The sequence below is a fragment of the Arcanobacterium canis genome, assembly GCF_029625435.1.
In the GTDB taxonomy this organism is placed as follows: Bacteria; Actinomycetota; Actinomycetes; order Actinomycetales; family Actinomycetaceae; genus Arcanobacterium; species Arcanobacterium canis.
Map to the genome: position 1 here is coordinate 680809 of NZ_CP121208.1, position 19276 is coordinate 700084.

Below are 19276 nucleotides of genomic sequence, written 5' to 3' on the forward strand. Positions count from 1 at the left end.
ATAAACTGTGTGCGTTGAACTGACAAGGAGAAATGAATGTCGGGTGTACTAAAAGTTACGGGCGGCACACCGCTCACTGGCGAAATCAGTGTTCGAGGGGCGAAGAACTTCGTTTCGAAGGCAATGGTTGCTGCGCTACTGACGGAAGAAACGTCCGTCTTGAAGAACGTGCCGCAGATCCGCGATGTCGATGTCGTCTCTGATCTTCTACGTGCTCACGGCGCCGAGGTTGAGTTCAACCAAGAAGCTGGCGTTGTGACCATCACTCCAGGAAAGATCCATTTGCCTGATCCGATGGAAGTAGATCGACTCGCCGGTTCTTCGCGTATCCCGATTCTTTTTGCCGGGCCACTTCTTCACGCATTGGGCGAAGCGTTCATTCCGGATCTTGGTGGCTGCCATATCGGTGACCGCCCAGTGGATTTCCACCTGGCAGTTCTTGAAGATTTTGGCGCTCGACGCGATCCTCAAGCTCTCGGATTGCACCTGCAGGCACCTTCTGGCCTCGTGGCAAAGAAAGTCCACTTGCCTTACCCGTCCGTCGGTGCAACTGAGCAGACCCTCATGGCGGCTGTTCGCGCTGAAGGCATCACTGAGCTCTCAGGTGCAGCAGTGGAGCCAGAAATTATGGATCTCATCGCTGTCCTTCAAAAGATGGGCGCGCTCATCACTGTGGACACGGATCGCACGATCCATATCGAAGGCGTGTCCACACTGCACGGGTACACGCACACGGCACTCGCTGACCGCATTGAAGCAGGATCCTGGGCCGCTGCCGCTCTTGCTACTCACGGTGACATCACTGTTCGTGGTGCCGAACAAGCGCCGATGATGAACTTCTTGAATATTTACCGCAAGATCGGTGGTCAATTCGAGGTCCTTGACGATGGCATCCGTTTCTGGCATCCGGGAGGGGAACTGCATTCGGCGGCTCTCGAAACTGACGTTCACCCAGGCTTTATGACCGACTGGCAGCAGCCTATGGTTGTTGCGCTCACCCAAGCGACCGGCGTCTCGATCGTTCACGAGACCGTGTACGAAAACAGGTTCGGGTTTACAGATGCACTGAATCAAATGGGCGCCCACATTCAGGTCTATCGCGAATGCTTGGGAGGAAAACGTTGCCGATTCGGAGTTTCAAACTTCTACCATTCGGCAGTAATCCAGGGCCCGACCTCCCTGACCGCCGCTGATATTACGGTTCCAGACCTGCGTGGTGGTTTCTCGCACCTGATTGCTGCGCTCGCGGCTCAGGGCACTTCACACGTATCGGGTATCGACATTATCAATCGCGGGTACGAGCACTTCATGACGAAGCTCGAAGCGCTGAATGCGAACGTCGAACGCGTGGAGTGAACTCGTGGGTTTCTTCACTGTTCCTCAGGGATCACCATGGATTATGCGTGTGGCTGTGCCGGTCACGCGCATCATTCGCGCGATTATTTCTCGCCCTACCGTGGTGGGAATCGAGAAGATTCCTGCGACGGGCCCGGTCATTATTGCCGCTAATCACACCGATTATTTCGATGTGGTTCTTATGGGGCTTGCAGTGGTGGAAGCAGGAAGAATGCCGATTTGGGTATCGGCAGACGAGTACTTCTCAGTACCGATCTTTAAGTCGATTCTGAAAGCTGTCGGCACAGTTCCTGTTTATCGGTCGACGGGACACGCAGGTGACGCACTCGTGGGAATGAAACACGCCCTCGAAAATGGCGGGTGCTTGGTGGTTTTCCCTGAAGGGATGATGAGCGTTGATCCTCAAAAGTGGCCGATAACAGGAAAGACCGGGGTAGCGCGCCTGAGCAAAATGGTGCCGAATACCACTATTGTTCCAGCTGCTCACTGGGGGACAGAACGAGTCCTTGAGCCGTGGAGCCTGAAACTCAACTGGCGGTATTTGCGTTCGCCCTCGACCGTGGTTTTTGGTGAGCCAATCGAACTAGGAGTGACCCCAGACTCGACACATGACGAGGTGAAGTCTGCAACCGAACGGTTGATGGGTGCGATCGAAAAGCTTCTCGTCCCGTTGCGCAGGGTGAATTCCCTTGGATACACGACTGAGCCGCGTGAGTTACGCTGGGATAAAAAGCGTGACGGCGATCCACATACGGCAACCGCTGGTACTCAAGGTCTGCGAGAAGAGCTTCCTGATTTCGAGGCTCCAGTTCCTAACGCATAGTTTCAGCGAGCGTATTGCTGATGTGACCGGCGTCGTGAATGTGAGGTGTTGTGCGAGTGAATCACTCGCACAACACCTCACATTTATCGCGCGATATCGATGACCAACCGGGCAGGAGAGTCTAGCCACGAGACTTTATACGGGCGCTTCTTGTCTGAGCCGATGTAGATTTGGTGCGATCCCTCAAATCCCCCATTAACTTTCACTTCGCTAATAACGGACCCCGAAGGAACGACAGCTTGAAGATCTTCCACGTGCTCAAGTGCCTTGGGATAGCGAATGCCAAAGCCAAATACTTCAAGGGTGATATTTCCGCGCAAGTCCACCGGGAATCCCGATCCTTCTTCGGTCGGGTGCGCGGTCCACTCAGCGCTCCACTGTACTGGAGCCTTCGCCTTGGAGTATTCCACCACGACTCTATCGAAGCCTTTGTCAGGGTGGGAACCGACACGAACTTTGATCGGTAGTGCTTGTGCAGAGTAATCTTTAGTGTTTTTCGAATGAGTGGCGCCTTCGGTGAAACCGGTCAATTGGGGAGCCGTTGCCGAGCTAGCTGATCCTGCCCCAGCAGTGCTAGCGGGGGAGTGAGTGGAAGGGGTGCTGCTCGACGTTGCTGACGGCGCCGACGTCGGCGAGGACGTTCCAGGGGTTGCTGTACATCCGGCCATCGCAAACGTTGCGATCATGCCGAGAGCAAGAAGCTTCTTCATTGTTTCTCCTTTGCGAAGATGTCGTTCATCCCACTGTATCGCGGCCGGCTCATCGTTGGCGCCTCGAGTCGTGGAGAAATGGCCGCGGTAGAATGACCCCATGCGTAAAATCTCAGTTGCAGTGATTTATGGTGGACGCACGGGTGAACACCCGATTTCGTGCGCGACAGCGGGTGCCGTCATGGCGGCGATGGACCCAGAAAAATACGACATTGTGTCAATCGGTATTCGTCGCGATGGGACGTGGGTGCCCGGGGAAACTGATCCGGGCAAGTTGCAGCTCGGTGACGCTACCGCTGAGGTCGCTCCGTCACCTGAACGAATTATTATATGTCCAGGCGATGGAACCCAGCCGATCCTGGCACGCAACAGCGAAACTGGTCATGTCCGTGAACTCGGTTCAGTCGATGTTGTTTTCCCTCTCATTCACGGACCGTTCGGAGAAGACGGCACTCTCCAAGGTTTGCTTGAGATGGCAGGCCTCGCCTACGTCGGCTCGGGTGTCTTCGCATCGGCGGCCGGCATGGATAAGGTCTACATGAAGCAATTGCTCGAACATGCGGGCCTCACTGTTGGCCCGTACGTCTATGTTTCCCACACACGGTGGGAGAATCATCGCCAAGAAGTTCTCGACGAAATCTCGGCGCTCAAGTTCCCTCTCTTCGTCAAACCTGCTCGGGCTGGCTCTTCGCTTGGCATGACGAAAGTGAACACTATGTCACAGATTGATGCTGCTATTGCAACCGCTGCAGCTATTGACCCGCGCGTTCTTGTTGAGCAAGGGATCAACGGTCGCGAAGTTGAATGTGCAGTGCTCGGCGGACTTGGTGGAAAACGCGCGATGGCCTCAGGTGTGGGAGAAGTTCTCCTGGACGTGCCTGAAGGTGAGTTCTACGATTTCGCACATAAGTATGTTGCAACCGATGTGCTCACGAATCAGATCCCTGCAGACGTGACGGCTGATGAATGCCAGCGACTTCGTGAAGTGGCGTTGCGCACCTTCGAGGCATTCTCGTGTGAAGGACTGACCCGCGTGGACATGTTCTTGTGTCCAGATGGCAGTGTAGTAGTCAACGAACTCAACACAATGCCTGGTTTTACGCCTTTTTCGATGTACCCAGCATTGTGGCAGAAGGAAGGAATGACCTACGCACAGCTTGTCGATCACCTCATTGAGCTGGCTCTTGAACGTCCCATTGGACTGCGCTGATCGCGCATTGTTGAGCTTGTGAAAATTTCTTCCATGAGCGAGGACGCGTTAATCTCGCGTCTGCGTCCGCTGCTGACTGTCTCGCCTTGTGCCAGTGTGCCCAGTGGCGACGACAGTGCCGTCTTTTCGCTGGCAGGAGCGACTACGCTCTCCGTCGATTTATTGGTTGAAGGGGTGCATTTCCGTCGCGACTGGTCCACCGGATACGACGTCGGCGCGCGAAGCGCAATGCAAAATCTCGCCGACGCTGTGGCGATGGGGGCACGTCCGCGGTCACTTATCGTTGGCCTGGCGCTGCCACAAGAAACGGACGTGGAATGGGTGGAAGATTTCGCCCGAGGTATGGCTGCCACCTGCGCACCGCTTGATGTTGGGATCGATGGCGGTGATTTCGTCGCCTCTGACGTGATCACCGTCTCGGTCACTGTGTTGGGAGATATGGAAGGGCGTGTACCGTTACGCCGCTGCGGTATGAAGATCGAAGACCAGCTCGTGTTCGCGGGAAACCTTGGCCATAGCCGGGCGGGGTATGAGTTATTGACTGCTGGGTATACGCGTGAGGATGAGAATCCGAAAATTTCGAAAATGATTGACGATTTCCTCGTTCCCAAACCGCCGCTCGATATTGTCCTTCGTGCTGTCCGCTCAGGAGCACTCCACTCGCTCATGGACGTTTCCGACGGCTTAATAAAAGATGTGGGCCGGATGGCGGATGCTTCGGGTGTTTGGGTGGATATTGATCACCAGGCGGTCACGCGGTTGGTCGGTCCGATAGCAACAGCAGCGGGACGGCTGAGTGCTGACCGAAGTATGTGGGCATACACAGGCGGCGAAGACCACAGTTTTGTTGGCACAGTGGCGAACGGTGGTGCGATTCCTGAGGGATTTAGTCGTATCGGTTCAGTTCGAGGCCCGGCGCTAGGCGGCCGGGTGACGGTCGCAGGTGTTCCATTCGACGGTGACGGAGGCTGGGACCACTTCGTACATCGCGGCTGATTTTGCTGGTATCTGCGCCTGAGTACTTGGTGTCCTTCACGCTGGCTTTCTTTTCCGGAGCGTCATTCACATGGCGATGAGGTTGGTGACGCATCAGCTGACCGTATGAACAAAAGTGCTGTGATATACAAAGGAAAACAGACGAATAATTAAAAAATCTGACCTCTTGTCTCCTTTGGCCAATGGTAACTATGTGTCATAAAGTGAACCAGGATAATGTGGCTCTGCTTGTAATATGCCTGTTCACGGGCCTATTACCAGCCAAAATTTCCAAGAGATATTGACATTTCCATGAAATAAATGAGGTCAAAGTATATGCATTCGTTGAAAATGCTTCGTCGCGTCATCGTGGCGTTTTTTGCATTGGTGCTCAGTGTCGGGATGGCGACACCCTTAGCTATTGCAGATGACCAAGGCCGGTATCTGACGATCTCCCTCGTCGGCGATTCCTACACGTCCGGTAATGGCGCAGGAGGATATTACGGGCCACAAAAGCTCCACCGGTCTGCTCATAACTGGGGCCACAGCTATGCACGGTGGCTAAATGAACAGGGTGTTCACTCTATTGTGCGCAACTACTCGTTCTCAGGAGCAACCACCGAAGATGTGCTGACAAAGCAGATCCCGCAGGTGGATCCAAACTCTGACGTGGTGATGTTGACGATCGGAGGAAACGACGTCGATTTCACGGGTATTGTGACGAACTGCTATGCACTTTTAATCCGAAATATCAGCCGATGTGAGAAGTCGTTGACATCTGCTGAAAATAAGCTTTCTGAGGTGACATCGCGAACCGCGAAGATTTTTGCCGCGTTACAAGAACGTGTAAAACCAGGTGCAGAAATTGTGCTTGTGGGGTATCCGCTTCTCTCGAAAGAATCGAACTACGTTATCCAGCCGTGGCTGTGGGGCACCCCGTATCCAGCGGCGTCGCATACACGCGAGCTCGGTAGGAAAGCAACGATTGCCCAGCGTGAATTAGTGAAGAAATGGAATGCAAATTCTCAGAATAAACTCCACGTATCGTATGTAGCAGTTGAGGATCACTTTGCTGGTCATGAGCCCGATCCAGAAACATCTGCCCAGAATCCTTACCGTTGGATCAACGAATTTTTTGAAACTGAAGGAAAAATGGGTGCTGACGGGAAAACCGAATCGGTCCAGGACATTACCCACACTGCAAACTGGTATCACCCGAATATCATTGGCCACACCGAGATTGCTCACCTTCTGGGAAAAACAATCGGAATTCCGAGATCTGTTCGAACTGCACGTAACGAAGCACAGGATATTGATCTGGTGTTCGTCGTTGACAATTCCCTCACACAGAAGGCGTGGCTGAGGGATGCAACTAAACAGATTCACCGAATCTTCGATGAAGCGACCACGCGCGCTGATCGACACGGTAAATCTGTCCGGGCCGCTCTCATGACATATCGTGAGCGTGCAAAAAATGACGTCGCTAGCGGTTCTTCCCCGCAGCCGACGACGTCTGAGGCTAATGTTGCCTCGAAGACGCAGAAGAATAGCACGACCGATCCGAGTGTGAGTAGACAGTTGCCATTCAATACCACTGCAGCTGCATTGACAGCGAAGCTTGACGCCGCCACACAGGGGAAAACACGGGCGACCGCGTCAACGTTGCGCAGCGCTCTCAAGTATGCGCTGACACAAAACTGGCGCAAAGATGCCCGAAAGATCGTGGTTCTTCTGGGAACAACGGATCTGGCTCCCAGTAAAGATGATCCCTCGTGGGACGATCTTGAAATTGCTGCGTTTGGTGCCGATTCGGCGGAACTCCTTGTCATTGAGCCAGGAGAAAACACGAGCAAAGAGCTCACTCAGCTTGCTATGCACACCGGTGGACACGTCACTCAAGCGACGACGTTGAAACCGTTGATTGTTGCGCCACCGAATGCCTTTATTTCGGTACCGAAGCAGATTAGCGTCGGCGAGGATATTATTCTTGACGGCTCAGGGTCTTATGCCGAAGAGGGCGCCATCGTGCGTTACGAATGGGACCTTGACGGGGATGGAACATACGAGCATGTCAGTTCCGCTGACGGAGCGATTGGCGCTAATCCGCTACAAGGCTTCAAGGCAAAAGAAGTAGGAAAGAAAACAATCAGCCTCCGAGTGACTGACAAATACGGTAAGCAAGCAGTCAGTACGCTGGAGATTGAGATCACTTCGGCGAAGACTGACCACTCATGGGAAACTGTTCCGCTGATACCTTTAACCCCGGCGCAGCCTGGACACCCGAAGGCCCAGAAACCTGAAGGATCTGACACCCTTGTAGAGAACCCGAAAGTTCGTCGTGATGATGTCCTCGCATACGGAATGAAATGGCGACAACCGCTCAAAAAGGTAGAACAGCCGATGGTATCTGTTCCTCAAACGCATACTGGCAGAGTCGATAAGACACCTGGCGATTCCACAGACTCCCAGATTCCGCTCACTGGTATCACTTCTTTGGGACAATTCGGATATGCGATTGCTTTCCTTACGTTTGGCGGTACGGCACTTGCCGTCGCACTCCGTGTGCAAAGGCAACGCTGATTGGGAAGTGGCAACGGCGGTTTTAACGTGACACACGAACCTCGCTGTCCTGATGTAACGCAACGTGGTGGGTGTGAGCAAGAAAATTCTTGCTCACACCCACCACGTGTTGAACAATAAGTTGCACAGCATACAGTTTTTTTGGGTATCAAAAAGGCCCCTGTATGAGCAGGGGCCAATTTGTCGCGATCAGATGTTGCGAGTCACCTTGCCGGCCTTAAGGCAGGAGGTGCACACATTCAGGCGCTTAGGCGTTCCCTTGACAAGCGCACGGATGCGCTGAATGTTCGGGTTCCAGCGACGGTTGATGCGCCTGTGGGAGTGCGAGACGCTCTTGCCGAAGCCCGGGCCCTTGCCGCAGACGTCACATACAGAGGCCACGGTTATCTCCTTCGTTTAGCTTCACTTACGGATTTCTCCGCTTACCAATATGGCAACTAAGCCAGGGTAGCCCAAAAGTAAGCTGTGGCGCAATTTATGCCACCGTGGCATAACGCACTCGAAAGGCAGACTACGGCGGCTTCTCTCGCCGTCTGCATGAGGTGTCGATGATATTCTGGGTTCAGGACGATCAGGGGAGAAGAGGATGACGGTTGCCGCAACGCGCGCCGAACAGCGCGCACCTCTCGGACGCTCCCTGGAACGTTTTCTTGGAAAGAAAACTGCGGCAGCATTTGAAAAACTCAATATTGTCACTGTCGCTGATCTCCTTCTCCATGTTCCATTCCGGCTTGCCCACCGTGGTCAACTCATGAGCATCGAACATGTCAGCGAGGGGCAATCAGTGACCGTGATCGGGTCAGTCATGACTTCCACTCTGCGGCCAATGAATGCCCGACGTGGTTTTATCCTGACCGTCGTGATCTCGGATGGAGTGCGTGATCTGTCATTGACCTTCTTCGGGAAAAATCCTCGTCCACTCAAGTTCCATGAATCACGACTACAGCCGGGAACGGTCGCGGTTTTTTCAGGAACAATCTCCACCTATCGTGGAACCCTCCAGCTTCATCACCCCGATTACGAACTCCTCGATAACGAAGGACAATTCGATCCGGACGCCATTGCCCGACCGATTCCGATTTATCATGCCTCAACGTCGCTGCCATCGTGGAAGATCGCTAAAGCGATTGAGGTTGTGCTCCCACAGGTCTCGCCACAAGACGTTCCTGACCCGCTGCCGGCGTCGTACCGCGCACTTCACCAACTTCCTGCAAAATTTGATGCGTTACGGATTCTCCACACACCGCAAAACGACGAGGAATGGAACAGTGCGATGGGGCGTATGCGCCACGAGGAAGCGTTTGTTCTCCAAACAGTCCTCGCCACTCGGCGTACTGCGGCAGAAGAAACAGCAGCTATCGCAATGCCGCGTCGTGATGTCGGAGTGTTGGCTGATTTTGACGCGCGACTTCCATGGTCGCTCACAGAAGGTCAGATTGAAGTCGGTGAGGAAATCGCGCGCGATCTTGCCTCAACTGTGCCAATGCGACGGTTACTTCAAGGCGACGTCGGTGCAGGAAAGACGGTTGTGGCGTTGCGCGCGTTGCTCCAGGCAGTCGATGCCGGGCGGCAAGGAGTCCTTCTTGCTCCGACGGAAGTTCTGGCAGCCCAGCACCTTCAGACATTGCAGACACTCCTGGGAGATCTGGCATTGGGCGGACAGCTCATGGCGCCCGATCATGCTGTTCAGCTTGAATATCTCGTCGGTTCACTCAGCGCCAAAGAGCGTCGCGTGGCATTGGCAAATATTGCCTCCGGTGCGGCGGGAATCGTGGTCGGTACTCACGCCCTGCTCCAAGAACACGTTCACATTCCTTTTCTCGGGTGTGTAGTTGTCGATGAGCAACACCGATTCGGCGTTGATCAGCGTGATGCACTGGCTCGGGGTGCGCACTTGCTCGTGATGACGGCCACGCCAATCCCACGCACAATCGCAATGACTACCTTTGGTGATCTGGATGTTTCGACTCTCCGCCAGGTTCCGAGCGGTCGCGCGGGAGTGACAACGAATCTCGTTGCATCATCGAAACGCGCGTGGATGGAACGTGTGTGGCAGCGAGCCCGCGAAGAAATCGACGCCGGTGGACGAGTTTTCGTGGTGTGTCCACGTATTAGCGCCGACGATGACGAGGATGATTTCGAGCCAGCTGAGGATCTGTTCGGACACAGTGTGCCGCTTGCATCGGTTGAACGAACGATTGCTGAACTTGCTCAGAACCCGGCGCTGAGCGACGTCGCGATGGGAGCGGTTCACGGGAGAATGAGCGCAGATGAAAAAGATTCCGCGATGACTGATTTCATCAGTGGGCAATCTCCGTTACTTGTTGCAACTACGGTGATCGAAGTTGGAGTGGACGTCCCGGAAGCCACAATGATGGTGATTCTCGACGCCGATCGCTTTGGATTGGCTCAGCTCCACCAGTTACGTGGGCGTATTGGCCGAGGTCAAAAACCCGGACTATGTCTCGCTGTTCACAACAGTGCGCCGGGAACACTCGCTTACGAGCGTCTGGAAGCATTTGCTGGAACAACTGACGGTTTTCAATTGGCGAATGTTGACCTTGAACTGCGTAGTGAGGGAGACGTATTGGGATCGAACCAATCGGGTACAACATCGACACTACGTTTCCTGAGCGTTTCGCGAGATGCCAGTATTATTGAGGCCGCGCGTCAGTCAGCTGTTGAGCTTGTGAGCCGCGATCCTTATCTCACCACTGAACCTGCATTAGCAGCTGCTGTGGCGAGCGCCCATGCCGACTACATTGAGAAAGGCTAGAAATGACCCGAATTATCGCAGGTAGTGCGAAGGGGAGCATTCTTCAAGTTCCCAAGTCTGGCACAAGGCCCACCTCTGAAAAAGTGCGCGAAGCGCTCTTTTCACGCTTAGTTCATCGCGGGTATGTGGAAGAGTGCCGCGTGCTCGATCTGTATGCAGGTTCTGGTGCAATCGGTCTTGAAGCTGCGTCGCGCGGAGCGGCGAGCGTTGTTTTGGTGGAATCGAATCCTGCGGCTGCAAAAATTATTCAGGCAAATGCCCGTGCAGCCGGTCTGAACGTCAGTGTTGTGAAACAGAGCGCTGCTTCGTATCTCAGTAGCCTTCACAGCATCGAGTTTGATCTTGCTGTACTCGATCCTCCCTACGACGTCGGTGAAGAGGAACTAGCTCTTGTTCTCAGTTTGCTCGCATCGCATCTTGTATCAGACGCACTTATCGTCGTCGAACGGTCCAAACGAAGCCCTGAGCCAATCTGGCCAGACGGATATGAACTCGATGACCAGCGCACGTGGGGTGATACATGCGTGTGGAGCGCCACTGCCATGGAAGCGGACGCGTAGAATAGCACTATGACTATTGCTGTATGCCCTGGTTCGTTTGACCCGATCACCCTCGGTCATCTCGATGTGATCCGACGAGCTACCACGATGTTCGACCAAGTGATTGTCGCGGTATCGACGAACTCAGCGAAGCGCTATATGTTCTCGCGCGCTGAGCGAGTTGACCTTGTACGTCAGGCGTGCCAGGAGGCGGGTATTGATGTCGAGGTCGTCTTCATGGACGGTCTGATTGCACAGTTCGCCAGAGATCGTGGGGCAGTGGCAATTGTGAAAGGTTTGCGGGGAAGCGCAGATTACGATGCTGAAGTGACAATGGCGTTGTTGAACCGGCATATTTCCGGTGTGGAAACGGTTTTCGTGATGGGTGATCCTGCGCTCAACCATGTCGCATCCTCTTTTGTGAAAGAAATCGCCTCATACGGCGCTAATATTGATGACTTCGTACTGGCAAATGTGGCCAGTGCGATCCGAGGAAAGGTAAAGAAATGAGCGAAGCAGAATCTCTGCTCGAAATCGTTGACGAGATGATCGCCATGGTGGAGCGTGCTCGTTCCGTTCCGATGTCGGCATCTGTCATGGTCAATAAGTCGGAAATGCTTGATCTTCTCGATGCAGCTCGCGAAATGGTTCCCGACCAAATCGGGCGCGCGGACGCCGTGCTTGCCGAGGCGCGCGCAACTCGTGAAGATGCTCGCAATGCCGCCGACGTCGTTGTCGATGATGCGCGCAAGGAGGCCGAAACGATCGTTGCCGAAGCTCGCGAGCAGGCCTCGCGTTTGGTAGCATCGGATTCGATTACGATCGCAGCGAAATCGCAAGCGGCTCGAATTGTGGACGAAGCAAAGTCTCAGGCTGCGAAACTTCGCTCTGGTGCAAACGACTATTCGCAGACTATTCTTGATGAGCTTGCTGGCCAGCTTGCGCATCTTCAAGATCAGATTTCCGCTGGACGTGCAGTGCTGATTGAACGTACCACCCCGGCCGCGCCGGAAGAATGAGGAACCGATGGATCTGAAGTCTCCTTTTGTCATCTCGATTGTTGACCTTCCGCGTCAGGAAGGGGCGATCCGCCAGATGCGCACGTCTTTCAATGCGCCGGCCGATGTCGGCGTGCAGATGTACTCTGTTGAAGAAGGCTCTGAGCTCGATGTTGAACTCACGCTTCAGTCGGTTTCCGAGGGCGTGCTGATTGACGGTTACGTTAACGCTCACGCACACGGCCAGTGTTCACGCTGCCTAGTTGACATCGACGATGATATGAACCAACGCGTTTCTGAACTTGTGTTCTACCCCGAGCGTGCTGCTGCGTTGGAAGACGAAGGAGACGAGGAAGCTGAGGACTTTTTTCTCATTGAATCGGATCGGATCGATCTTGAGCCCATTGTTCGTGACGCTCTCGTCTTGGCGATGCCGCTTCAGCCGTTGTGTCAACCTGATTGTGAAGGTTTGTGCTCAGTGTGCGGTGAACGTTGGTTGGACTTGCCCTCCGATCACGAGCACCCAGAGGAATCGTCAGATTTTTCCGTGCTTGATGCCCTCGCTGCGAAGCTCCGTGCCGAGGAAGAAGGCCGCTGATGCATCGCGACAGCAGTGAGTTCGACGTCGAAGCGTGGGGTGCGCCCATTGATCCTGTCCTTCTGACACAGGCCTTGACACATCGATCATGGGCTTTTGAACATGGTGACGCACATAATGAGCGCCTGGAGTTTCTCGGTGATTCGATTCTCGGTGGCGTCGTGGCGCGTCGAATCTATCTCGATTTTGCCCGATCAGATGAAGGAAAAATGTCAAAGATCAAAGCGGCTTCTGTTTCGGAGCGTTCGCTTGCCCAAGTGGCACGTCGGTTGCATATCGGTGATTTTGTTCGCCTAGGAAAAGGCGAAGAACGCAGCGGTGGCCGTGCCAAAGAATCGATCCTCTCGGATACCGTCGAGGCACTGATCGCGGCTACCTATCTTTCCTCGGACATCAATGTGGTCAAGGACGTGATTGAACGCCATCTGCTGGTGCAGATCGATGCAGCATCGAAGATGGGGCCCGCTTTGGACTGGCGTACCGCGCTTGAAGAGCTCGCGCGTGCGAAATCAATCAAGGCCGAGATCTCATACGAGATCATCGGCACAGGTCCGGATCATGCCCGATCATATGAAGCACATGTTTTCCTCGGTGGCGTGGAATACGGGGTAGGCAATGCTTCGAGTCAAAAAATGGCGAAACTCGCTGCGTGTGAAAACGCATACCACGCAATTAGTGAACGATAACGACTCTCGCTCGGACAAGTGTGCCGTTGTGAGGTACATTATGTTCTCGTAAGGCGTGGGCCGTTCGGCCCGGCAAAAGAAAAGGTGAAACGTGGATAAAACGAACGTGACAGTGATGATTATCGACGACCACGAGGTGGTTCGCCGCGGCATCGCAGAAGTTGTGGAGCGTGCAGATGGCCTGACCGTCGTTGCGGAGGCTGGCACAGTTGCTGAGGCTGTTCGCCGTGCCGATCTCATGCACCCACAGGTAGCGCTCGTTGATCTGCGTCTGCCCGACGGTACCGGTATCGATATTCTCCACAAATTCGCTGAAGTTGCACCCGATGTGGCTCCGATTGTTCTCACCTCGTTTGACGACGACGATGCGCTTGCTGAAGCACTTGCCGCAGGCGCTCGGGCATACCTCCTGAAGTCTGTTCGCGGTGCTGAGATCACTGAAGTTATCCGCGCAGTTGCTGAAGGGCGCGTTCTGCTTGACGATCGCACGATCACGCGACACCGTGAGGATCATGATGATCCAACTGTTGACCTTACGCCCTCGGAGCGACGTGTCCTGGAACTGATCGGTGATGGGCTTTCCAATCGTGAAATTGGCGATAAGCTCGGCGTCGCCGAAAAGACAGTCAAAAACCACATCACATCTCTGCTCTCTAAGATGGGCATGAAGCGGCGTACGCAGGTTGCTGCATGGGTTGCTGGTCAGCGAGCAGCCGGCTGGCGTAACCAGTCATAAACGTCGAGAAAGAAGGCGGGGAGTTTCATATCTGGAGTTCCCCGCCTTCTTGTCATCCCCCTGGTATTTTTCAGTGCAGTGGGACGCTCCATTTCATCAGTGTGCCGCGCTTACCATCGGGGCGTGGCCCGAGCACAAATTCGCCACGGTGGCGGCGTGCTCGTGCAGCGAGGTTCGATGTCCCAGAGCGTCGGCCGAGCGTTGGGGTAATCCCTTCGCCGTCGTCGGCCACCTCAATGATGAGTTCATGCGGGGAAGCGTCAACGTGGACTGACACAGACGATGCGTGTGCATGTCGGGCAGCATTGGACAGTCCTTCTCTCACGACTGCCACGACGTCATCAGCGATATCGGCCCCGACGGCGTCATCAATGAGTGTCATTTCATTTTCTGTTTCGAAGGGCTTGCCATTCCACGTGATGATGAGCGAGGGAGCAAATCCTAGCATCTCGCGAGCTTTCGATGCTTCGTCTGCTAGACGTGGAGCTACAGCTGCAGACGATTCAGAATCTCGAAGTCTGCGCACAATGGCACGAATTTGGGACACGGAATCGTCAATCGCCTTGATGGCATGATCAAGAGAATCAACAACCTCATGGGGAAGATCGCGCTGTTCAAGATCCTCTTTGACCGCGGTGATATGCATTCCCGAGGCAAAAAGCTGCTGAATTGCAAGATCGTGAAGGTCGCGTGAAATTCGCGAGCGTTGATCTAACTCTGATGCTAGCTCGGAAGCGAATCGAGCTTCGGCGAGTTCAAGCGCAATGGCAGCTTGCTTCGCCGCGTTCTCACCCATGGCAAGGTCATGGAGATTAAATTCTTTCTTTCCTGGGCGGCGCAAGAGGATAATCACTCCCTTACCGACGCCTTTGGCAATCAAAGGAGCATAAAGAGCTGGGCCCCAATGGCGCATTTGGTCGAGTCGGACAGTGCGCAAACGCTGCATCGAATCGATCACCATGCCTGATTGTTCGGAGATTGTGGTTTGCGCGCGCCCATTCGGCGGAAATTCCACACCGAGAAGATCACCTGCATCCCCGTCAACAATCTCGCCAACCCAGGTGTTGTTGATCGAGGGAAGAACCATGACAGCGGCGTCAGCTTCAGCAGCCAAACGCATCTCGTGCGTGATAACTTCGAGTGCCTCGTCTTCGTCGGTCCCTTCAAGAAGTGCAGACACAATGTGCTGGGTGGCATTGAGCCAGCCAGCACGATTTCGTGCCTGAGCATACAGACGTGAGTTCGTCACGGCAATCGCGGTAGCGCGCGCGAGTAGGCGCATGTTATTACCGTCATCGTCGGTAAAGCCACCCGCTTTATTTGTTAGGTATAGACGCCCCCATACCTGTTGGTCGATCGGAATCGAGACACCGAGAAATGAATTCAACTGTGGATGGGCATCTGAATGAGGTTTACGGGGCATCGGGGGGAGGTCATTGACGATGAGGTATCCAAAGGCAGGAACGCGATGGAAGAGACCATGCCCGCGTGGGGGACGTCCGAGTTCTCGTGCCGTGGCTTCGTCCATCCCTGATTGAATGAACTCCATCGTTTCTCCGTGAGAGTCGAGCACGGAGATAGCAGAGAATTCAGCACCCGTTAGCAAACGTGCGGAATCAGCAAGATAATGGAGTGCTTTTTCGCGCTCGAGATTTCCTGTCAGTGCCAGTGCCTCGCTGATCACGTCCATGATGCTCATCGCTCACCCTCCTGCAGTAATGCCCATGCATACGACTCATTTGTTTCAGCGAGTTCCTTGTGCGTTCCACTTGCAACCACATGGGCGACTCCTTCCACGCTACCAAGAACGATCACCCGGTCGGCAGCCATCAGCGGACTTAGACGATGAGTGACAAGAACTACTGCGCGTTCTGCGCGTCCAGCTTTGAGAAGATCCGTGATGAGTTGGTCAGCTGTTGCCGGGTCGAGATGCTCGCCAGGCTCATCAAGAAGCAGAAAATCGGCTTGTGAGGCAAGCGCACGAGCCAACAACAAACGTCGACGTTCACCTCCCGACATCGTCGTCGCATCAGATCCCAGCTGAGTATGCAGACCGTGGGGAAGCTGCGAGAGCCAATCGCCTAGCCCTGCTCGCTCGATCAGCATGAGAGCTTTTTCCTCAGTAATATCACCGCGACCTACTCGAATATTTTCGAGTACCGACGTCGCAAAAACATGAGCATCTTCCGCAGTCAAAATCAATGATCGTGACACGTCACGACGCTCGAGCTGGCTCACTTCATCTCCATCCAGCTGAACTGAGCCACGGTGAGGAGGAATAAGGCCAGCAAGCGTTGCAAGTAACGTGGATTTTCCGATTCCAGAGGCACCGACGATAGCCAGGGACTGTCCGCGTTGGACGGCGAGCGAACCGATGTTGCCGACGTCGGGGCCACCGGGCCACCCGATGACGAGGTCGTTGGTGACCAGTCCCGATGCGTTGTGGTGGCTGGTGTTGGTGGAACGATGAGCGATCTGTGGCACTGCGTCGTCGTCGAGAATGTCGATAATCCTGCGGGCGGCGGCGGCAGAGCGAATGAGTTGGATGCCGGCATCACTCAGGCGTTGAGTGGTTTCGAAAGCAGAGAGCGGAGTGAGGACACACACCACATAATTGACGGGGGAGAGTGTGCCCATGCGAACCTGCCATGCCCCTATTGCGATTGCGCTGACCACTGCGGCCCCCAATGCGAGGACATCGAGCGCGGCGGCGAGCGCAAGGGGCCGTGCGGCCCGATCGCGATGTTGGCGAATGCGTTCTTCGGTTGCCTGACGAGCATTCTCCATTTGTTCAAGACGACCCGAAATGCGCAGTTCGCTGGCGTGTTCAAGGAGCGTTAACGCTTCTGAGCCCAACACTGCACGATCTTCGACCTGCGCTTCTTGGGCAATCGCACCATGCATTGCCACCCACGGAGCGACGAGGCCAGCCAGGATAAGAGTGACGGCAAAAACGAGACCAATCAGTGGGGAAAGTAGAGTGACAATCGCGAGTGAAATAGTGGAGACTGTCAGTGCTACAGCAGCTGGGAGCATTGACCTGACCACCAGGTTACCAACCTCATCGACGTCGGCGCCGGTACGTGCGAGCAGATCGCCGCGTCGGAGGGACGTCACTCGATCCGTACGCGAATTTGCGAGTGCTGAATAAATCGATGTGCGCAGATTGGACATGCCGTAGAGGGCAACCCAGTGCGAGGCAATCCGTTCGAGGTAACGGAAAATCGCTTTACCCACGCCAAAGGCACGAACACCAACGGATGCGACGGACAAATCGAGTACCGGAGGCAATTGAGCAGCGCGTGCAATAAGCCAGGCAGATGTTGCACCCAATGCAACTCCGGATCCAATCGCGCCGGTTCCTGCAGCGACTGATGCGACGAATTTTGTTTTGTCGTAGTCAAGGAGCTCGATCGCTCGTTTGAGTGCGTGGCGGTCTGCTTTGCTCAGGACACTCATCGTGCGCCTCCGTTTCTGAGAGCTGGGGGAATGGCGTAGTCTGCTTCGCCGTCAAGCACCCGATTTACTGCTGCGATTGCCTCGCGCCGTGCAGATTCAGCAGCGAGTTCTTCCGTGATGTCACGCCTTGACGATTCGACGGAGATCACGTTGTCCGCAAGCGCAACTAGCGACGTACGGTGAGCGATCACAAGGATGGTGTGACCTGCAGCGCGCAATTCCTTGACGACGTCGATCACGTAGGTTTCGCTTGTGGCATCAAGATGGGCTGATGGCTCGTCAAGCACGATAAGTGGACGAGGGTGTACAAGTGCGCGGGTTAGTGCAAGTCGCTGGCGTTGTCCTACTGACAAACCCACACCACCTGAGCCAATGCGTGTGTCCCATCCATCAGGGAGTGTAGCGACGACGTCGGCAAAACCCGTGAGTTCCGCAGCTCGTTGTGCTGCTTGCGGACTCACACCGATATTTTCGGTGACGGTACCAGGGATGAGTGCCGGGCGCTGGGGAACCCACGTAATTTTTTCCCACAGTGACTCGGGCGAGATCTTCGACAGAGGAGTATCGCCGATGCGGATTTCGCCCTCGGAGGGGGAGAGGAAACTGAGCAACATTGAGACGGCAGTTGTTTTCCCTGCACCTGAGTGGCCGCGTAAGACGGTGACCTCACCCGGTGACACAGTGCCTGACAGATGCGAGGGTGCAACTGTGGCCCGTCCCTGAGCTGCGAATGACACGTTGATGAAAGAAATCGGATGCGTGCGTAGATCAGGACACTCGCTGGTTCCGGTAGGAGTGGTCATCGGTGTGGTCAGGAGCGTTAGCGCAGATTCGACTGCGGCCACTCCATTTGCTGAAGCGTGGAATTGTGTGCCGACTTCACGTAGCGGACGCAGAATCTCGGGAGTGAGCATAATCAAGATCAATCCGTGTGCCAGGAGGATTGATCCATTAACCATACGGAAACCTACTTCGACAGCGATCAGTGCCGTCGTGAGCGTTGTGAGGAATTCAAGCGCCGCGCCAGACAAGAACGCGACCGCGAGAGTTTGAAGAGTTGAGGAGGCAAAACGATCGCCGAGAGTTTTGACATGAGCGTCGGGGCCTTTTTCGCGGCCAAGGGCCTTGAGTGTGGGGAGCCCTGCTAAGAGGTCAAGTAACTGGGCTGATTGCTCTTCCATTGTTTTGAGACGTTTCGCAGAGTAGCGAGAAGTGAGTTTGCCGATGAGGATCATGAAGAGCGGGACCAGAGGAATGCAGGCGGCGATAAGGAGAGCTGAAAGCCAATCAAGGTAGGCAACGGCCAGGAGCAATATCGGCATTGCGATGACTGTGAGAAAGAGTTCAGGAAGGAATTTGACGAAGTAGTCCTCAAGGTCGTCGAGGCCTCGAGTTGCGAGTGTGACAACTTTTGCGCAGTTGCCTTCGGCAAGCCAGCGTTCGCCAAGATCACCTGAATGTCGCAAGACCTGTGCGCGCAGATCGGCGATGACTGTTAATGCAGCACGGTGGCCGATTGCCTTTTGAATATAGGTCACACCAGATCGAGCCATGATGACTGCAACCAGCGCAAGGATGAGTCGAGCTTCCTGCGGTCCGTCACCGTAAAAAATTGGTTCAACAGCGTATGCAATGAGAAATACTTGGGCTGCGATTAGTGCAGTAGAAATAACTCCGAGCACAACGAGGAATGCAATATAAGTACGGGCGGCTGAGGCGTAGCGGATCAAGCGCGGATCAAAAGGCTTCACGACTGGCCCTCCTTTCGTTTAGCCCTGTCATTTTACTGGGGCAGGCGGTGAGAAAACGAATGCGGGCGGGTGGGGGAAA

Annotated in this window: 17 protein-coding genes; 12 read left to right on the forward strand and 5 right to left on the reverse strand. The window is 54.7% G+C overall.

What is annotated here, in order from left to right; all coding sequences use genetic code 11:
- Window positions 1-36 precede the first annotated feature (36 nt).
- Both murA and P7079_RS03025 read left to right on the forward strand, forming a co-directional pair.
- Window positions 37-1356, forward strand: coding sequence for a UDP-N-acetylglucosamine 1-carboxyvinyltransferase (murA, locus tag P7079_RS03020; protein ID WP_278013357.1), 1320 nt, complete (start codon window positions 37-39; stop codon window positions 1354-1356).
- A complete protein-coding gene (locus P7079_RS03025; RefSeq protein ID WP_278013358.1) occupies window positions 1331-2179 on the forward strand; it encodes a lysophospholipid acyltransferase family protein in 849 nt (282 codons plus the stop codon). The genes murA and P7079_RS03025 overlap by 26 nt, the downstream gene beginning before the upstream one ends.
- 83 nt (window positions 2180-2262) lie before the next feature.
- On the opposite strand, the gene P7079_RS03030 is transcribed toward P7079_RS03025, so the two are convergent.
- Window positions 2263-2889, reverse strand: coding sequence for an AMIN-like domain-containing (lipo)protein (locus tag P7079_RS03030; protein ID WP_278013359.1), 627 nt, complete (start codon window positions 2887-2889; stop codon window positions 2263-2265).
- Window positions 2890-2989: 100 nt separating this feature from the next.
- On the opposite strand from P7079_RS03030, the gene P7079_RS03035 reads away from it, so the two are divergent.
- The 3 genes from P7079_RS03035 (at window position 2990) to P7079_RS03045 (ending at window position 7654) form a co-directional block, all read left to right on the forward strand.
- The gene (locus P7079_RS03035; RefSeq protein ID WP_278013360.1) at window positions 2990-4099 is read left to right on the forward strand and encodes a D-alanine--D-alanine ligase family protein; all 1110 of its coding nucleotides are present in this window, start codon (window positions 2990-2992) and stop codon (window positions 4097-4099) included.
- A 33-nt stretch (window positions 4100-4132) separates the two neighbouring features.
- The gene (thiL, locus tag P7079_RS03040) at window positions 4133-5095 is read left to right on the forward strand and encodes a thiamine-phosphate kinase (protein WP_278013361.1); all 963 of its coding nucleotides are present in this window, start codon (window positions 4133-4135) and stop codon (window positions 5093-5095) included.
- A 300-nt stretch (window positions 5096-5395) separates the two neighbouring features.
- Window positions 5396-7654, forward strand: a complete 2259-nt coding sequence (locus tag P7079_RS03045; RefSeq protein ID WP_278013362.1) for a GDSL-type esterase/lipase family protein — start codon at window positions 5396-5398, stop codon at window positions 7652-7654.
- A gap of 189 nt (window positions 7655-7843) precedes the next feature.
- Here P7079_RS03045 and rpmB read toward each other — a convergent pair whose 3' ends face one another.
- Complete coding sequence (rpmB, locus tag P7079_RS03050) at window positions 7844-8035, reverse strand: 50S ribosomal protein L28 (RefSeq protein ID WP_278013363.1); 192 nt, start codon at window positions 8033-8035, stop codon at window positions 7844-7846.
- A gap of 205 nt (window positions 8036-8240) precedes the next feature.
- On the opposite strand from rpmB, the gene P7079_RS03055 reads away from it, so the two are divergent.
- From P7079_RS03055 to P7079_RS03085, 7 genes are all read left to right on the forward strand, one after another.
- Window positions 8241-10430 (forward strand): ATP-dependent DNA helicase RecG, encoded by a 2190-nt coding sequence (locus tag P7079_RS03055; protein WP_278013364.1) that lies wholly within the window; start codon window positions 8241-8243, stop codon window positions 10428-10430.
- Window positions 10431-10432: 2 nt separating this feature from the next.
- Window positions 10433-10990, forward strand: coding sequence for a 16S rRNA (guanine(966)-N(2))-methyltransferase RsmD (rsmD, locus tag P7079_RS03060; protein ID WP_278013365.1), 558 nt, complete (start codon window positions 10433-10435; stop codon window positions 10988-10990).
- Window positions 10991-10999: 9 nt separating this feature from the next.
- Window positions 11000-11479, forward strand: coding sequence for a pantetheine-phosphate adenylyltransferase (coaD, locus tag P7079_RS03065; protein WP_278013366.1), 480 nt, complete (start codon window positions 11000-11002; stop codon window positions 11477-11479).
- Window positions 11476-11988 carry a F0F1 ATP synthase subunit B family protein gene (locus P7079_RS03070; protein ID WP_278013367.1) on the forward strand — a complete coding sequence of 171 codons (513 nt, stop codon included), beginning with the start codon at window positions 11476-11478 and terminating at the stop codon, window positions 11986-11988. Before coaD ends, P7079_RS03070 begins: the two co-directional genes overlap by 4 nt.
- A 7-nt stretch (window positions 11989-11995) precedes the next feature.
- On the forward strand, window positions 11996-12565 hold the full coding sequence (locus P7079_RS03075; RefSeq protein WP_278013368.1) for a YceD family protein: 570 nt from the start codon (window positions 11996-11998) through the stop codon (window positions 12563-12565).
- Entirely contained in the window at window positions 12565-13251 is a 687-nt protein-coding gene (gene rnc / locus P7079_RS03080) for a ribonuclease III (RefSeq protein WP_278013369.1), read from the forward strand. Before P7079_RS03075 ends, rnc begins: the two co-directional genes overlap by 1 nt.
- Window positions 13252-13366: 115 nt before the next feature.
- Window positions 13367-13987: a response regulator gene (locus tag P7079_RS03085; RefSeq protein WP_278013593.1), complete on the forward strand. Its 621-nt coding sequence runs from the start codon at window positions 13367-13369 to the stop codon at window positions 13985-13987.
- A 70-nt stretch (window positions 13988-14057) separates the two neighbouring features.
- On the opposite strand, the gene P7079_RS03090 is transcribed toward P7079_RS03085, so the two are convergent.
- From P7079_RS03090 to cydD, 3 genes are read right to left on the reverse strand one after another with little or no spacing between them, the layout of a single operon-like run.
- Window positions 14058-15686, reverse strand: a complete 1629-nt coding sequence (locus P7079_RS03090) for a GAF domain-containing sensor histidine kinase (RefSeq protein ID WP_278013370.1) — start codon at window positions 15684-15686, stop codon at window positions 14058-14060.
- Window positions 15683-17446, reverse strand: a complete 1764-nt coding sequence (gene cydC, locus P7079_RS03095; RefSeq protein WP_278013371.1) for a thiol reductant ABC exporter subunit CydC — start codon at window positions 17444-17446, stop codon at window positions 15683-15685. The genes P7079_RS03090 and cydC overlap by 4 nt, the downstream gene beginning before the upstream one ends.
- Window positions 17443-19197 carry a thiol reductant ABC exporter subunit CydD gene (cydD, locus tag P7079_RS03100; RefSeq protein ID WP_278013372.1) on the reverse strand — a complete coding sequence of 585 codons (1755 nt, stop codon included), beginning with the start codon at window positions 19195-19197 and terminating at the stop codon, window positions 17443-17445. The genes cydC and cydD overlap by 4 nt, the downstream gene beginning before the upstream one ends.
- Between the last annotated feature and the right edge of the window lie 79 nt (window positions 19198-19276).

What these genes read in the sequence shown, in the direction of transcription:
- murA (WP_278013357.1), top strand. Translation starts at nt 37, where the DNA reads ATGTCGGGTGTACTAAAAGTTACGGGCGGCACACCGCTCACTGGCGAA.
- P7079_RS03025 (WP_278013358.1), top strand. Translation starts at nt 1,331, where the DNA reads ATGCGAACGTCGAACGCGTGGAGTGAACTCGTGGGTTTCTTCACTGTT.
- P7079_RS03030 (WP_278013359.1), bottom strand. Translation starts at nt 2,889, where the DNA reads ATGAAGAAGCTTCTTGCTCTCGGCATGATCGCAACGTTTGCGATGGCC.
- P7079_RS03035 (WP_278013360.1), top strand. Translation starts at nt 2,990, where the DNA reads ATGCGTAAAATCTCAGTTGCAGTGATTTATGGTGGACGCACGGGTGAA.
- thiL (WP_278013361.1), top strand. Translation starts at nt 4,133, where the DNA reads ATGAGCGAGGACGCGTTAATCTCGCGTCTGCGTCCGCTGCTGACTGTC.
- P7079_RS03045 (WP_278013362.1), top strand. Translation starts at nt 5,396, where the DNA reads ATGAGGTCAAAGTATATGCATTCGTTGAAAATGCTTCGTCGCGTCATC.
- P7079_RS03055 (WP_278013364.1), top strand. Translation starts at nt 8,241, where the DNA reads ATGACGGTTGCCGCAACGCGCGCCGAACAGCGCGCACCTCTCGGACGC.
- rsmD (WP_278013365.1), top strand. Translation starts at nt 10,433, where the DNA reads ATGACCCGAATTATCGCAGGTAGTGCGAAGGGGAGCATTCTTCAAGTT.
- coaD (WP_278013366.1), top strand. Translation starts at nt 11,000, where the DNA reads ATGACTATTGCTGTATGCCCTGGTTCGTTTGACCCGATCACCCTCGGT.
- P7079_RS03070 (WP_278013367.1), top strand. Translation starts at nt 11,476, where the DNA reads ATGAGCGAAGCAGAATCTCTGCTCGAAATCGTTGACGAGATGATCGCC.
- P7079_RS03075 (WP_278013368.1), top strand. Translation starts at nt 11,996, where the DNA reads ATGGATCTGAAGTCTCCTTTTGTCATCTCGATTGTTGACCTTCCGCGT.
- rnc (WP_278013369.1), top strand. Translation starts at nt 12,565, where the DNA reads ATGCATCGCGACAGCAGTGAGTTCGACGTCGAAGCGTGGGGTGCGCCC.
- P7079_RS03085 (WP_278013593.1), top strand. Translation starts at nt 13,367, where the DNA reads ATGATTATCGACGACCACGAGGTGGTTCGCCGCGGCATCGCAGAAGTT.
- P7079_RS03090 (WP_278013370.1), bottom strand. Translation starts at nt 15,686, where the DNA reads ATGAGCATCATGGACGTGATCAGCGAGGCACTGGCACTGACAGGAAAT.
- cydC (WP_278013371.1), bottom strand. Translation starts at nt 17,446, where the DNA reads ATGAGTGTCCTGAGCAAAGCAGACCGCCACGCACTCAAACGAGCGATC.